This window comes from Aneurinibacillus aneurinilyticus ATCC 12856 (assembly GCF_000466385.1).
GTDB classification, from domain to species: Bacteria; Bacillota; Bacilli; order Aneurinibacillales; family Aneurinibacillaceae; genus Aneurinibacillus; species Aneurinibacillus aneurinilyticus.
Genome location: NZ_KE952836.1, coordinates 1 through 15,056, shown reverse-complemented (window position 1 = coordinate 15,056; position 15,056 = coordinate 1). Strand labels below are relative to the sequence as shown.

Below are 15,056 nucleotides of genomic sequence, written 5' to 3'. Positions count from 1 at the left end.
TTTCTCACAAGGAAGGGACACGGTGTGGTGACGAGCCACTCTTGAAAGAAATATTTTTCCTTTTCGTAAAAATGATTATTTTCTAGAAGAATGAAGAAACGGTAAATTGTAGAGTTCTTGAATGAACAGGAGTAGGTGAAAAAGTGTGGCTGTATATGACATCGATTTATTCCAAGGACTTTCTAACCTTGAAATGGCCAAAATTTTAGGTAAATTAGGAAAAATAAATCTTGTTGCAGGAGAAGTGCTGTTTCAGCAAGGTGATGTAGGGGACAGCATGTATATTATTGATAGTGGGAAGATTGAATTGTTTTCCACTACACCGGACGGGGAAAACCAATCACTCGCGATTTTGGAACAGGGACACACGCTTGGTGAAATGGCGCTGCTTACAGGAGAACCCCGCTCGGCAACCGCTGTTGCAGCGGATAATACAGAGCTTTTGGTTATGGACATGATTACGTTTCAAGCGCTAATCGAGGAAAATACAAAAATCTCTACTTATTTTATTCGATTGTTGTCGCAAAGGCTAATTCAAACGAACAGCCGTCTGCAAGCATCCAAAGAAGCCAAGTCGAAATGGATTCTTCAAGAGATGGAGCATTTCCCTGAAAGGTTGGTGGAGTGTCTTCTGGCCTGTTCGGTCTTGCCTTTTGTTAGTAAGGGGATAATTCAATCAGAACTGGGCATTGCTTCGCCTGAACTTGAATTGATAAACATACCGAAATTGCAGGGCTATATTCGGGTTGATCCATTGAATAAGGATGGGTTTGTTATTGAGCCTGCTGTGAAAAGCACTCTTGCAGAGCTGTACATTACAAAATATGGATATAATAAGAAGAAGCAGTGGATTGGACATGCGGCAGAGCTGTTTATGGCAGAGGGAAAATGGATGGCTGCGGTTGAGGTATATGAAGAAAACGAGGAGTGGGAAGCCGCCGTCGATGTCCTGAATCAGAAATTACATGAAACGATGGGAAGCATTCCAAGAGAACATGAGATATATGGACGATTGGATAGATACCCTGATGAATTGTTATGTAACCGTTTTATTGTACTAGAGTCCTATCTGAAGTATTGTATTGAGCAGAGAAGAGAGATAGGGATAGCAAAAGTAGAACTGGCACTAGAACAAAACCCCTCCCTTTATACCCCAATCCAACTGGTGACTTTATACGAATACGGAGCGGAATTATGCCATAATTTCGATATGAGGCAAAAAGCGCTTGAGTATTTGCAGATGGCTGAAGCATGTATGGCGTCCCTTGCTCAGCCAACGAACGAATCAATGCAAAATGGAGATCGAACGTACCGCCTTGCAAAGCAAAAGCTTGACAGTGAAAAAAGCAAACAGCTAGCGGAAAACAAAAGTGTGTTTTGGAAAAGAAACCGATTTTCCGGTATCATAGCAATTTTACTCATAATTATAAGTATAAGTTATTTTCATTACGCTCCTCCATTTGCAGGTCTCTCCAGAGAAGGAATGGACTTTATTGGCATAGGTATAGCGGCCGTCGTTCTATGGATTGTCAATCTTATACCAGATTACATCGTTGCTCTGTTTATGGCTATGTTCTGGGTAATAGGAGGATTGGTCAAACCTGAAGTGGCTTTATCGGGCTATGCTACACCAACATGGCTATATATGCTCTTTATTTTGGCGATAGGGGCCGCTATTTCGAAATCAGGCATTTTATATCGGCTTTCTTTGCATGCGTTAAAAAGATTCCCTTCCCATTACCGGGGGCAGCTCTGGGGTATTGTGGTCGGTGGAGCGGTGCTAAATCCGCTGATACCGTCATCAACGGCAAAAACGGCGCTTGGGGTTCCGATTGCTCAGACGCTTTCCGAATCGATGGGATTTTCTGCTCGAAGCAAAGGAGCGGCAGGATTAGGGCTTGCTGCCATGGTTTTTTACGGGTTTACAGCCCCTTTTGTTTTAACGGGTTCCTACACGAATATAATGGCATACGGGCTTATACCGGGCACGAAGCAGCTTTCCTGGATACAATGGTTTTTATATGCTTTGCCCGCTTTTCTCGTTTTTGCAGTAGGAATGCTTACTTTCTTGCTCGTATTATTTAGAAATACAGGTTCTAATAAGATTGTCTCCCAAGAGGTATTGGATGGGCAGTTGCAAATACTGGGCAAGTTGACAAAAGAAGAGCGCATTACTATGCTGACGGTGCTTAGTTGTATCACTCTTCTTATTCTTCAGCCCTTCCACGGAATCGATAGCACATGGGTGATGCTATTTGGGTTTGCGGCGCTTGTGCTTAGTAATGTTTTGGATGCCAAGACATTGAAGTCAGGTATCGATTGGCCTTTTTTATTATTTATCGGGATCGCATTTAGCTTTGCGGAAGCGGCAAAGCAGTTGGGGATTATTGAGGCGATGTCGTCGTTTCTTGGTGATTTTATGATGCCGTTTATGTCATCTTCGACATATTTTCTTCTTGCTGTTATTTTCCTATCGTTTATGGTTACGCTTATTGTCAGGGATGACCCGGCCGTTATTTTGCTTGTTATCTCGATGTCTCCTCTGGCAGAAAAGGCGGGCATTCATCCGTGGGTGTTGGTCTTTATTATTCTGCTATCAACTGATCCATTCTTTTTCCCTTATCAATCTCCCACCTATTTAACGGCCTATTACAGTGTAGAGGGAAAATCTTTCAGTCATCGGCAGGGACAACTAGTTGCACTTGGCTATGCGCTGGCCGTTATTTTAATCGTGCTTCTTTGTGTTCCATATTGGGAATGGCTAGGATTGATTAATTAAATGTAAAGGGGAAAAAACGGGTCGCTTTTACAAAAAACGGCCCGTTTTATACATTGCTCTTTGGCTACCTAATCGCTTTGCGGATTACCCGCGGAGTAAAGTAGGAGGAACTTCATATGGGTCTACCATGATTTCAATAACGGATGGTCCGTTATGAGTCAGAGCCTCATGCACGGACAGCATAATTTCTTCGCTTGTTTGGCAACGGAATGCATTTGCGCCGAGTGATTCCGCGAATTTTTGAACATGGACACCGATATCGTATACAGAACCAATGGATTTCCCAAAATGATTGGACATTCCTTTATCCACCATGTCCAAACGGCTATTATTGAGCACGATAAATAGAACAGCGATATTTTGGTTGACCGCAGTCGAAATTTCAGTTCCATGCATAAATAAAGAACCGTCTCCGCAGATGCATGCGATAGTGTCGCTGGGCGATGCCACCTTTGCTCCAATTGCGTAGCTTAGTGAATAACCCATTGTCCCAAATGCGGCGTCAAAGAAAAACGTGCCAGGTTTATAAATGTCGAAGTTTTGAATTGCATAGAAAGAGTGGCTTCCTTCATCTCCGAAAACAACCGTATCCATAGGAAGGGCCGCCCGCAATGTGCGAATAGCCTCAACAGCCGAAATAAAAGGAGAATCTGCACCAGCTTCGGAATGATACTGCGGTGCTTCTGCCTCGTATGCTGCAGCTATTTGTTCGAAAGTTTCTTTGTATTTCATCTTTTGTTCAGAAGAAGATGCTTTTACAAGTTCGCATATATTTTGCTTGATGTCACCCTGGATAAAGCACGTAGGAACAGGTAGCGATTTTTGAATGTAATGTGATTCGTAGTCAAAGTGGATGACATGTTCAGGATACATATCTTCTGTAAAACCGGCTGTGGACATATCGTTTAATCTCGAGCCGATGACAAGGATGAGATCAACTCCAGAACGTAAATAGGCTTCAGCCTGCTGTGTTCCTCCGAGTCCGAAACTGTTTAGCGATAATGGATGAAGGGTTGGAAATGTTCCCTTGCCTCCAGGAGTGGTTACGACTGGAATTCCCCAGGTTTCCGCCAGTGCACGGACTTCTTCATATGCAAGGGAGGCATGCACACCCTTTCCGAGAATCATAACAGGTCTTTTTGCTTGTTCTATGATGGGAAGTGCATCGCTGATTCCTGTTGAAATGAGAGGAAAAGAAGTCTTGGGGATAGAGATATCAAACGGTACGATTTCCTCAAGCAATACATCAAGTGGAATGGACAGGTGTACAGGCCCTTTTACTCCTGTAAGCGACTGTTCGAGCGCATGTCGAAGATACATAGGGAATACATCACTTCTCTCAACTCGAGCACTGAATTTGGTCACGGGCTCGAACAATTTAACCATATCGGTACCAAAGGCCGTAGAGTCCTGGGCAAGGGCCTTGCCTGTGTGTTTCATTGAGGGATGTCCCGTAATAAAAAGAACAGGAAGATGAAAGGCCTTAGCTTGTCCGGCGGCTGTAATAAGATTCGTTCCCCCGGGTCCTGAAGTGCCGATAGCTACTCCTATTGTTTGGTTTTTAATAGCATAACCAGATGCCTGAAAGCCGGCACCAGATTCGTGTCGGGACAATATGAAAGGAAGAGACTGCTTTTCACATTCAATAACAAGGGGAACAATTGATTTACCAGGGATTCCGAAAACGTGTGTAACTCCGAGCTTCTTGATATGGTGGACAACAGCGGATGCGATAGTAGTCATGTATCTTCATTCCTTTCCAATGGTTTTAGGAAGAATAATGTTAAAAGTAGTCCCTGCTCCTTTTTCTGAAAAAACATGCAGAGAGCCCTTATGACTTTCTATAATCCGATATGAAATAGATAAACCAAGTCCGAGTCCATCATCTTTTGTAGTGAAGAAAGGGGTCATCACCTGCTTCAGTTCATTGGCTGTCATTCCGCAGCCATTATCTTGAATACTGATTACAACATTTTCGTCATTTGTTTCTTCCATTTCGATGCTGATATTACCACCGTCTGGCAGAGCTTCAATTGAGTTTTGAATGATATTCATAATGACCTGTTTAATTTGCATAGCATCAATATGCAGGAGAAGTGGAGCGCTGGAAAGGCTGCATTGAATATTCACTTTGCATAGAAGAGCATGGCTTTCCATTAATTCGACAGTCTCCATCAGCACTTTTCGAAGGTCATGCTCCTTTCTTACAGGGGTATCCGGTTTGGCTACTACGATAAAATTCGTAACCAGCTTTTTAACCCGCTCCAGCTCATTTTGAATAATCTCAAAGTAATAGTTGTTTGAATCGTCTGTGTGCGTTTTTTCTTTCAATAAGTGAATGAAACCCGAAATAGAGGTTAGAGGGTTTCGTATTTCATGTGCAAAACCAGCAGATAGCTTGCCAATAGCCGAAAATTTTTCAGAGATGATGATTTGTCTCTCAAGATTATATCTATCGGTTATATCTCTGAATTGACAGTATGCTCCGTTTAGGATGTTTTTTTCGTCGTAAATAGGTAAAGTATCGAAAAGGCAAATTGTTTTTTGTTGTTGTGTACCTGTAACAAATTCAACAAGAATATCTTCATGAATTTGTTCATGTTGCAACGTATTGTACATGTACTTTGCGATAGGCTGAAGCATTGCAATGGAATGCCCAATCATTTCATTCTTCTTATATCCGGTTATGTTTTCCGTTGAATCATTCGCATCGATGATAATCCCTCTGTTGTCTGTCAGGATAATTCCATTTTTGGTTGTACTCATCATAATTTGATTCAATACGAAGAGCTTTTGATTTTGTCTGCGTAAAATAAGTTCTCGTTCAACGGAATCGACTACAGCCAGCAGCATTCCTAAATAAACATCGTTGGCATTTTCCATATTTGTAAAAATAGTTAAAGATCCGGCCAAGTTATCGAAAGTATTGTACATGAAAGGAACTGTATAGCATGCTGCTTCATTAAGGTATCCGTGATAGTGTTCCGGACCAATTACTTTGACTGGATGGAGCTGCTCCAATGCCAGACTGATTGAATTTGTTCCCATCTCCTCTTCATTAAATTGGATTCCTATATTGATTCCCATTTGCTGTACATGGTTGATAATTGCCCTATCGCCATACATATCAAGTACGGTTGCATTCTTATCGGTAACAAGCAATACAATAGGATGTTTGTTTACGAAAAATAACATTTTTTTTGCAAAAAAATTAATAGTAGAAAGAATTTCCTTATACTGCTCTTGCCTTTGTTCTAGCTCTGTATTAGAAATTGCTGAAGGTCGAGGTAAAATATATGGGCTGAGGCCCATAGTAGCACATTTTTGTTTGGATATTTGGATATAGAGGGATTCATAATTAGACATTTTTCAACCTCTAGTGTTCAAAATTTATTTTAATACTACATTTGTTGATATGTATTATTGTATAAATTAGTAAATTATCTATAATGAGTACATGTTTCCTATTCTTTTCGAGTAGTGCGGGAATATATTCTTCACTTAACAGCACGATAATTTGTGTATAAGGAACTAATTATGTTTCATAAACAATTCTACAAATGTATTAAATTTCCTTCTTTTAACCGTAAAAAAATGTCGAAATAATAATCCAATTTGTCATTTTTTTGAATTTTACTCCATTTGGAAATTAATGCTCTGCTTTTTGATAATAGCCTGCTAAGATAGAAGGGCAGATAGAATATACATAATAATCAAAAAAAGGAGGAGCTTTATGGGAAACAAACGTTATGAGAAAGGATGGGGAATTTTTGAAAAATTAACCGGAGCCGATGGTGTCACGGAGCTGGAGCGCATTCATGCATTATATCCGGATTTGGCTAACTTGATTATTTCGAATGGATTTGCTGATATTTATTCCAGACCCGGCTTAAATCTAAGGGAGAGAGAACTTGTTACTCTATCATCCTTAATTACGCAAGGTGCAACCGAGCAGTTGCCTATGCATGTGAATGCCGCGTTAAATATCGGACTGACCCCGGACGAAATCATGGAAATTGTTCTTCAGTCTACTGTTTATGCCGGATTTCCGAAAGCGTTGAGCGCCTTTGCGGTTGTAATGGATGTGCTTGAGAAGCGGACTACACATAGTTCGGGAGCAGATGTTTGAGGATATGCTTAAAAGAAGGTTGGCCAAGGTGTAAACTTGGTCGACCTTCTTTAATTTATTATTGTTTTTTCGATACCGATATATAAATATAACACGCCTGTTGATTATCCATAAGGTGAAAGAAAAGATGCACGCGTCGGCGTGTTCCCTCGTCTTTTTCTCACAAGGAAGAGACACAGCCGCTTTTTGGCGCCAGGGCCGGACCGGCAAAACATCTGGGCCTCTCGGGGCGGGAGACGAACCGACGCCCGTTTGGGACACGGTGTGGTGACGACCCACTTTGGACAATCAACACCCTTGTAAATATAATAAACTTTTTTGATTCGGTGCCTCTTTTATCGTAAACATGATTAAAAAGGAGAAAACGAAAGAAAAATGAGGGTTTTCTCCATTTTCCTTTGTTGTCAATCATTTTTCGTATCTATAGTATAGATTTGGGGAGATAGCGAGAAAAGGAGAAATGGTTTAGATGTCAGTTGTGAAGATAGATGAGAAGAATACGTTACCAAGAAGAAGAAAACGTCGTAAGAAAAGAGGCAAACTTCTTGGGATTGGAATATTGCTGTCTATTTACGTGGGATTGTCGACTGCCGCACTTGTGTTATATGGTCCGTTCGAGCATCTGCGTAGTACGGTCATCGGGGCCGTATTGACCAGCAGGCACCCCTGGTATATCGAATATTTCTACTCGCCTACGGCCCTTGCAAAGTACAAACCGGTAGGCATGGACAAAATGAGCGAAGGGGATATGAGAGCCGATAATTTTTCCGATGTGCATGATGATGGGATCGAAGTCATTCCCATAGAAGCAAAGAGATATAATGGCAGCATGTTAGTAGTAAAAGATCCGAAACGTGTTCATGTCGCTGTAACGAAGCACATTAATAATGTGGGACAAACCGTGAGTGAAATGGTAAAGGATGCGAATGCTGTTGGAGGAATTAATGCTGGCGGTTTCTATGATGTGAAAGGAAAGGGTACGGGCGGTATTCCGATGGGAATTACAATTTCGCGCGGTAAATATATTAGCGGCGATCAATCGGTTCGTCAGCCTGTTATCGGCATTACAGAACAGGGAGCCTTAATTATCGGAAAATATAAATATGAAGAAATAAAAGAGCTTGGTATCCAAGATGCAATTTCTTTTGGTCCTCAGCTTGTAAAGGACGGGCGACCGTTCCTGGGAGAGGATGATGGCTCATGGGGTATTGCGCCTCGCTCAGCTATTGGACAGCGGAGTGACGGAGCGATTTTGTTGCTGGCATTATCCGGCCGGGGAAGCGACGGAGTGGGGGCTACGTTACTGGACTGCGAAAAAATTATGTTGGATAATGGAGCTGAATTCGCCGCAAACCTTGACGGCGGCTATAGCTCTGAACTGTACTATCAAGGCGATTTTCTAGTGGCACCTTCCAATCCTCTTGGGGAGCGCTATGTAGCCACCAGTTTTATCGTAGACGGAGTGAAGAATAGTGTCGGGCATTAAAAGAGTACGTAAAGTGTCATTATGGGTTATTGGAATGGCGGTGCTTACCATTGTTCAATTCGGTGCATTGTATCAACTGGATGATTTTCTAGCGCCGCCTTCCCTAGATGGAGAACATGTGTCTGCTGCAGGCATGGAGTCAGGAGGAAAAAAGCGGCTTACCGTTCCGGATGATGCCGTCCGGTATGATATGACTTCTGATTCTCTTCATCTTGCTTATGTAACAGAGGAAGATGAAAGCAAGCTTATTATTGAGGATCGGAACGGAAGCGATTCGTTGGAGGAAGACGGGAATATTACCTACATGAAATGGCTAGGGCAGTCCAATGCATTGCTTTATATGGTTGAGAATCGCAGGGGACAGGAACTGCGTCTGATGCAGAGATCGCATGATAAACCAGTTCCTGTTTACAAATGGCCAGATAAAAAAGGAAAGATAGAAGATATTTATTTTTCACCCTATTTAGAGTTTTTCTATGTACATATGAAAAATGAAGAGAAGGATGAGCTGTACAAATATACAGCATCAAGTGGGCTCCAAAAGCTACAGATTGGCAAAGTTCATATCGCCAGTATTGATTATGATGAGAAAAACGATATTCTCTATATCTCAAATTCAAAAGGAAAACTATGGGAGTACAAAGATGGTTCAATACGTCGTTCCTCGTTGAAGGTTCAGAAGTTCTCATAAGGAATTGTGAATTGAATGAAAAGTGATATATAAATAAGGTCAGACAGCCGTGTGCATGTCTGACCTTATTTTATCCAGCTGTTTATTGGTTTGCTTTTTTAACCTACTTTCGACTGACATCATAATGTAGATAATGGAGAATGGCGAGAGGAGGGGATGCAATGATTAGAGCGAAGATAGGGAATGAAACATATCGCTTTTTTGAAGAGTTAGAGATGTATTTTTCGCAATTCAGGAAGAACATTGTGGGCAATGAGCAGTATTTTATTTCCCCTTATGGAGAAAAGCGAATGATTTACGCTGATTGGATTGCGAGCGGGCGTTTATATCGCCCGATTGAGACGAAAATTTGTGATGAATTCGGACCGTTTTTTGCTAATACGCATACGGAATCGAATATTACAAGTTCAGTTATGACACTGGCATATAAACAGGCACAAAAAATTATAAAAAAGCATGTACATGCCGATGAACATGACGTTATTATTATGGACGGATCTGGGATGACAGGAGTTGTGAATAGACTGCAACGAATGATGGGACTGCGATGGCCTGAAATGGCAAAAGATAAAGGAACAATTGCCGAAGACAATCGCCCAATTATTTTCATAACACATATGGAACATCATTCCAATCAGCTTTCGTGGCTGGAAACCATCGGGGACGTTATTATTGTTGAGCCGGATGAGGAAGGGAGAGTCAGCGTAGAGCAACTAGAATTGCTTCTGGAGAAATATCGTCGTCGAAAATGGAAGATTGGCTCATTTACTGCGTGCTCCAATGTAACAGGTATTCAGACGCCGTATCATCAACTGGCAAAAACAATGCATGAGCACGGAGGTATTTGCTTTATTGATTTTTCAGCTTCAGCTCCTTATGTAGATATTGATATGCATCCTCCGTCACCTCTTGAAAAACTGGATGGTATTTTCTTTTCTCCCCATAAGTTTTTAGGGGGGCCAGGTTCGAGTGGTGTACTTATTTTCGATTCCAGGCTATACTCCAACGAGGTTCCGGATAAACCGGGGGGCGGAACCGTATTGTGGACCAATCCATGGGGAGGGCACCAGTATATTCACAATATAGAAATGAGAGAGGATGGAGGCACACCCGGTATTATTCAAACTATTAAGGCCGCTTTATGCATAAAGCTGAAAGAACAAATGGGAACAAAAAATATGCTTCGACGCGAGAAAGAGCTAATGGATATTCTGATGCCTGGACTGAAAAGCATCCCGAAGCTGCATGTACTGGATGGCCATATTGCAGAAAGGCTGGGAATTGTTTCTTTTTTCGTGGAAGGGATCCATTATAATTTAATTGTTCGATTATTAAATGATCGGTTTGGTTTTCAGGTACGTGGGGGCTGTTCGTGTGCAGGAACATACGGACATTATCTGCTTAAAATTGATCACAGTATGTCCGAGCTGATTGCATCACAAATTACTCAGGGAGATTTTTCTAGTAAGCCAGGCTGGGTACGATTTTCCGTTCATCCTACGATGTCCAATCGAGAGATATATGAATTCATTACTGCGATGCATAGGATTATCGAAAACATTGCCGAGTGGAAAAAAGAATATATATATGACCATGAAACGAATGATTTTTATTATATCGGCTATAAGAGAAGGGATATGGATAGAGCCTTTTGCCTGTATTAAAATATATGGCGCTTCCCACCTCATTATAAAGGGGAGCGCTTTTCCTCCTGCTTGATTGTATGTTATATAATTACCCTAATAAATAGAAATTAATGTATTCTATGGAGAAGAAACACGATAGAATCACTATATACACAAGCTAGCATAGGGGAGGAAATAATTCCCTGAATTAAAGAGAAAAAATTTAATGAAATATTTTGTTATAGCTTTATGCTCCAGCCGATGGGAAAAGCCGTATTACATGTCGAAGGTGGTTGTACTTCCATTCTTATAAGGAAAGTGATGAGTATAATGGACGATATGAAAAGGTTTACTGATTTCCTGAAACAGCAAGCAGACGTATTGGTGAGAGAATGGAGAGAAGATGCTTTTGTTTCGGAGAACGCTCCTTTCCGGGATAAAGTGTTTCAAAACGGAATAGAAATGTATGAAATCGTTATTCAGATCCTCATTAATGAAGGCGAAAAAGAAGCCTTAAAGCGTCTTGCATGTCAAATTGTTGAGGAGCGAATAGAAGCAGGTATTAACATTGGAGAATTCGTTTACAATGTAAACGGTGGACGAAGCCGAATCTTTAAGTGCTTAACGGTATTCGAGATGAGTATGGAGGAATTGCAGCCCATAATTAATCGTATCAATGAATGCTTTGATATATTCTTGTATTATGCAGTCTCTCATTATACCGAACTAAAGAATAAAATGCTTGAGGAAAAGTCGGTTGTAATTGATACGAACCATAAAGATAGACTTTCTATTCTTGGTCAGATGACTTCAAGCTTTGTCCATGAGTTTCGTAATCCGCTTACTTCTATCAAAGGATTTATTAAGTTATTGAAAACAGAATATCCTGATTTAAAATACATAGATATTATTGATAGTGAATTAGAAGAGCTCAATTTTCGTGTATCGCAATTTTTAATGCTTTCCAAAAAGGAAATCATCGGAAAAGAAAAGCAAGACTTTTACATGGAACAGTTGATTAATCAAGTGTTGAATTTCCTATACCCTAGTTTTCTTAACCACAATATCAATGTATCTAAAGATTTGGCATGTAATATTTTATTTCACGGTTATTATGATGAAATCCGGCAAGTTCTTATCAATATTTTATTTAATGCGATTGAAGCGTTACATGCAAAAGAGAAAGAAAAAAAGATAGAAATCTTATTGCAAAAAATATCGGGAGGAATCGTTATCACTGTTTCAAATAATGAGCCGATTATTGAGGGGGAAGTAATACAAACGATTTTTGAACCTTTTTTTACTACGAAAGATCTTGGCACAGGGCTCGGGCTATTTGTTTGCAAACAAATAATAGAGAAGCATGAAGGTACGATTTCCATTCATTCAAATGAGAACCGTACTATCTTTTCGATACATTTGCCTTATTATGAGGGATGACATTTGTTTGTGAAGGGCAGTTATATTTATGTATTTGAAGAACTTTCTTTTTTAAAAAAAAGATTGACAACTTAAGTGAAAACAGATTATGATTGAAAAAATTAATTATACTGATTATTCTTATCAAGAGCGGCAGAGGGACTGGCCCAATGAAGCCCGGCAACCCCATTACCTTTACTAAAAGGGAGGAAGGTGCTAAATCCAGCAGGATAGTATAAGCCTGGGAGATAAGACGGATGTGCATGCTCCTCTTTATCCCCGATAAAGAGGTTTTTATTTTTAAAGGAATGTTTTGAACCTGTAAATGATAAATAAATATTCTCTTATCAAGAGCGGTGGAGGGACTGGCCCGATGAAGCCCGGCAACCATTAGGCGAATGTATGTGTTCGCTTAAACGGTGCCAATGCCTGTGGAACGATTGTTCCTGTCGATGAGAGAGTGTAGGCCCTGTTTTTATAACGCGAACACTCTCTGCAACGGAGGGTGTTTTCTTTTTTGCCACTTTAAAAAAGCTAGGAGGATGAAGAAGGAATATGAACATGGAGACATTGCTTGTAAGAGCAGGTATGGAAAAGGATAACACAACAGGTGCAATTAGTACTCCGATTTATCAGAGTGCCACATTTCAGCACCCGGAGCTCGGGGAAAGCACGGGCTATGATTATTCACGTACTGCCAATCCAACCCGTACAGCATTAGAGGAGGCGATTGCCTCATTGGAAGGAGGCACCAAAGGATTCGCCTTCTCTTCAGGAATGGCGGCCATTACCACCGTATTGTTCCTGTTTAAGCCGGGTGATCATCTGGTCGTGTCTGAAGACTTATACGGTGGAACCTACCGGCTGCTTACGCAAGTATTTCATGAATTCGGTATTACTGCAAGTTTTGTTGACACGTCCTGTATAGAAAATGTAGAAGCAGCGATCTGCTCAGAGACGAAGGCTTTGCTTATCGAGACGCCAACCAATCCGCTTATGAAAATTACCGACCTTAGAAGAATTGCTGATGTGGCCAAAACACATGATTTGTTGCTTATTGTCGATAACACATTTATGACGCCGTATTTGCAGCAGCCGCTCGCACTCGGTGCGGATATTACACTGCATAGTGCGACGAAATATTTAGGTGGACACAATGACACAGTTGCGGGTCTTGTAGCGGTGCGAGAAGAAGAGCTCGGTGAGCGTATTGGGCTTTTACAGAACGCGTGCGGGTCGATTCTTGGACCGCAGGATTCCTGGCTTATCCTGCGCGGGATTAAAACGCTTGCGATAAGGCTGGAAAAACAGCAGCAAAATGCTCTGGCACTGGCCAGATGGCTGCAGAAGCATCCTGAAGTAGAAGCTGTCCATTACCCAGGTCTGCCGGAACATTCCGGCCATCATCTAGCCGGTAAGCAGGCGTCTGGGTTTGGAGCAATGTTATCCTTCTCTGTTCGTAACCCGCAGCTTGTGCCCCATCTTTTAAAGAATGTAAAAATTATTACATTTGCAGAAAGTCTCGGTGGAGTAGAGAGTCTCATTACGTTTCCCGCTCGGCAAACGCATGCGGATATCCCGGAAGAAGCAAGAGAGCAGCTCGGTATTACCGATCGGTTGTTGCGATTATCTGTTGGCATTGAAAACATAGATGACTTACTCACAGATTTGGAGGAGGCGTTACGATGTTAAACAAGAATCAGAAGGAAGAAATATCTTTCGGAACGAAGCTTGTTCAGACGAAACCTGGTAGTGGAAGGCATCATGGTGCGCTAAGCACGCCCATTTATCAAGTATCGACATTCCATCAATTCTCGCTTTCCGAACCAGGGAAATTCGATTATTCCCGCTCAGGTAATCCGACCCGTGAGGCGCTTGAGCAGACGATTGCCGAACTTGAAGGCGGGCATGCCGGCTTTGCATTTTCTTCGGGGATGGCTGCCATTTCTTCTGTTTTCTGCCTATTAAGCTCAGGAGATGAAGTCTTGCTTTCAGATGATATATATGGCGGCACATATCGGGCGATTACGAAGCTTTTTCCTCGCTTTGGCATTCGCGGAAAATTTGTCGACACGACAGATACGCAGGCTGTACGGTCTGCGATTACTCCAGCGACACGCGCTATCTTTTTGGAAAGCCCATCCAATCCGCAGATGAATATTACGGATATTGAGGAAGTATCCCGGATAGCCAAACAACGAGGGCTGCTGACAATTGTTGATAATACGTTTATGACGCCGTATTTACAACGTCCGCTGGAATTGGGAGCAGACATTGTAGTGCACAGTGCCACGAAATATATTGGCGGTCACAGCGATGTAGTAGGCGGTCTTGTTGTAGCAGCCAGTCAGGAAATATCAGACGAGATCGGATTCATCCAGAATGCTTTTGGCGCTATTCTCGGACCGCAAGACTCATGGCTTCTGCTGCGTGGTTTGAAGACGCTAAAAGTACGGATGGACCAGCATGAGAAAAATGCTCGACAAATCGCATCATGGCTTGCATCACGTACTGAAGTAAAAAACGTATATTATCCAGGATTACCAGAACATCGTGGGCATAAGCTTGCACTTAAACAGGCTAAAGGCTTTGGAGGGATGATTTCGTTTACGCTTGGCAGTGCAGAGCAGGTAGAGCGGTTCCTAAATAATTTGACTTTGCCTGCTCTAGCGGTAAGCCTGGGGGCTGTGGAAAGTATTGTTACCTACCCGGCTCGGATGTCGCATGCCAGCATACCGGAAGAACAGCGTAAGCAGATGGGAGTTACAGATACATTGCTGCGTATCTCGGTAGGAATTGAAGAAGCGGGGGATGTAATCCGGGATCTCGAATATGCTTTTCAATGTATTGATTCCACAGCATCACATACAATGTAATGGAAAGAAGCTTTTTCTCAAGGGTGTTGATTATCCAGTATGATCCAGAGT

At 41.8% G+C, this 15,056-nt stretch carries 10 protein-coding genes and 2 riboswitches; of the genes, 8 read left to right on the top strand and 2 right to left on the bottom strand.

Annotated elements, in window-relative coordinates:
* Nucleotides 1-145: 145 nt before the first annotated feature.
* Nucleotides 146-2,779: an SLC13 family permease gene (locus HMPREF0083_RS16880; protein WP_021622819.1), complete on the top strand. Its 2,634-nt coding sequence runs from the start codon at nucleotides 146-148 to the stop codon at nucleotides 2,777-2,779.
* 84 nt (nucleotides 2,780-2,863) lie between these two features.
* Here HMPREF0083_RS16880 and HMPREF0083_RS16875 read toward each other — a convergent pair whose 3' ends face one another.
* On the bottom strand, nucleotides 2,864-4,522 hold the full coding sequence (locus tag HMPREF0083_RS16875) for a thiamine pyrophosphate-binding protein (RefSeq protein ID WP_021622818.1): 1,659 nt from the start codon (nucleotides 4,520-4,522) through the stop codon (nucleotides 2,864-2,866).
* Nucleotides 4,523-4,528: 6 nt separating this feature from the next.
* The gene (locus HMPREF0083_RS16870) at nucleotides 4,529-6,145 is read right to left on the bottom strand and encodes an ATP-binding protein (RefSeq protein ID WP_021622817.1); all 1,617 of its coding nucleotides are present in this window, start codon (nucleotides 6,143-6,145) and stop codon (nucleotides 4,529-4,531) included.
* A 367-nt stretch (nucleotides 6,146-6,512) separates the two neighbouring features.
* Between HMPREF0083_RS16870 and HMPREF0083_RS16865 the strand changes: the two genes are divergently transcribed.
* The 7 genes from HMPREF0083_RS16865 (at nucleotide 6,513) to HMPREF0083_RS16835 (ending at nucleotide 15,005) form a co-directional block, all read left to right on the top strand.
* A complete protein-coding gene (locus tag HMPREF0083_RS16865) occupies nucleotides 6,513-6,908 on the top strand; it encodes a carboxymuconolactone decarboxylase family protein (RefSeq protein WP_021622816.1) in 396 nt (131 codons plus the stop codon).
* Between the two features lie 469 nt (nucleotides 6,909-7,377).
* Nucleotides 7,378-8,394, top strand: coding sequence for a phosphodiester glycosidase family protein (locus HMPREF0083_RS16860; RefSeq protein ID WP_021622813.1), 1,017 nt, complete (start codon nucleotides 7,378-7,380; stop codon nucleotides 8,392-8,394).
* A complete protein-coding gene (locus HMPREF0083_RS16855) occupies nucleotides 8,381-9,085 on the top strand; it encodes a hypothetical protein (RefSeq protein ID WP_040303306.1) in 705 nt (234 codons plus the stop codon). Before HMPREF0083_RS16860 ends, HMPREF0083_RS16855 begins: the two co-directional genes overlap by 14 nt.
* 161 nt (nucleotides 9,086-9,246) lie before the next feature.
* Nucleotides 9,247-10,749 (top strand): aminotransferase class V-fold PLP-dependent enzyme, encoded by a 1,503-nt coding sequence (locus HMPREF0083_RS16850; RefSeq protein ID WP_040303302.1) that lies wholly within the window; start codon nucleotides 9,247-9,249, stop codon nucleotides 10,747-10,749.
* Nucleotides 10,750-11,040: 291 nt separating this feature from the next.
* Nucleotides 11,041-12,150: a histidine kinase N-terminal domain-containing protein gene (locus HMPREF0083_RS16845; protein WP_040303315.1), complete on the top strand. Its 1,110-nt coding sequence runs from the start codon at nucleotides 11,041-11,043 to the stop codon at nucleotides 12,148-12,150.
* A 117-nt stretch (nucleotides 12,151-12,267) separates the two neighbouring features.
* A riboswitch (SAM riboswitch) is annotated at nucleotides 12,268-12,384 on the top strand.
* 86 nt (nucleotides 12,385-12,470) lie between these two features.
* A riboswitch (SAM riboswitch) is annotated at nucleotides 12,471-12,588 on the top strand.
* Between the two features lie 96 nt (nucleotides 12,589-12,684).
* Nucleotides 12,685-13,821: a trans-sulfuration enzyme family protein gene (locus HMPREF0083_RS16840; RefSeq protein ID WP_021622809.1), complete on the top strand. Its 1,137-nt coding sequence runs from the start codon at nucleotides 12,685-12,687 to the stop codon at nucleotides 13,819-13,821.
* On the top strand, nucleotides 13,815-15,005 hold the full coding sequence (locus tag HMPREF0083_RS16835) for a trans-sulfuration enzyme family protein (protein ID WP_021622808.1): 1,191 nt from the start codon (nucleotides 13,815-13,817) through the stop codon (nucleotides 15,003-15,005). The genes HMPREF0083_RS16840 and HMPREF0083_RS16835 overlap by 7 nt, the downstream gene beginning before the upstream one ends.
* Nucleotides 15,006-15,056 lie beyond the last annotated feature (51 nt).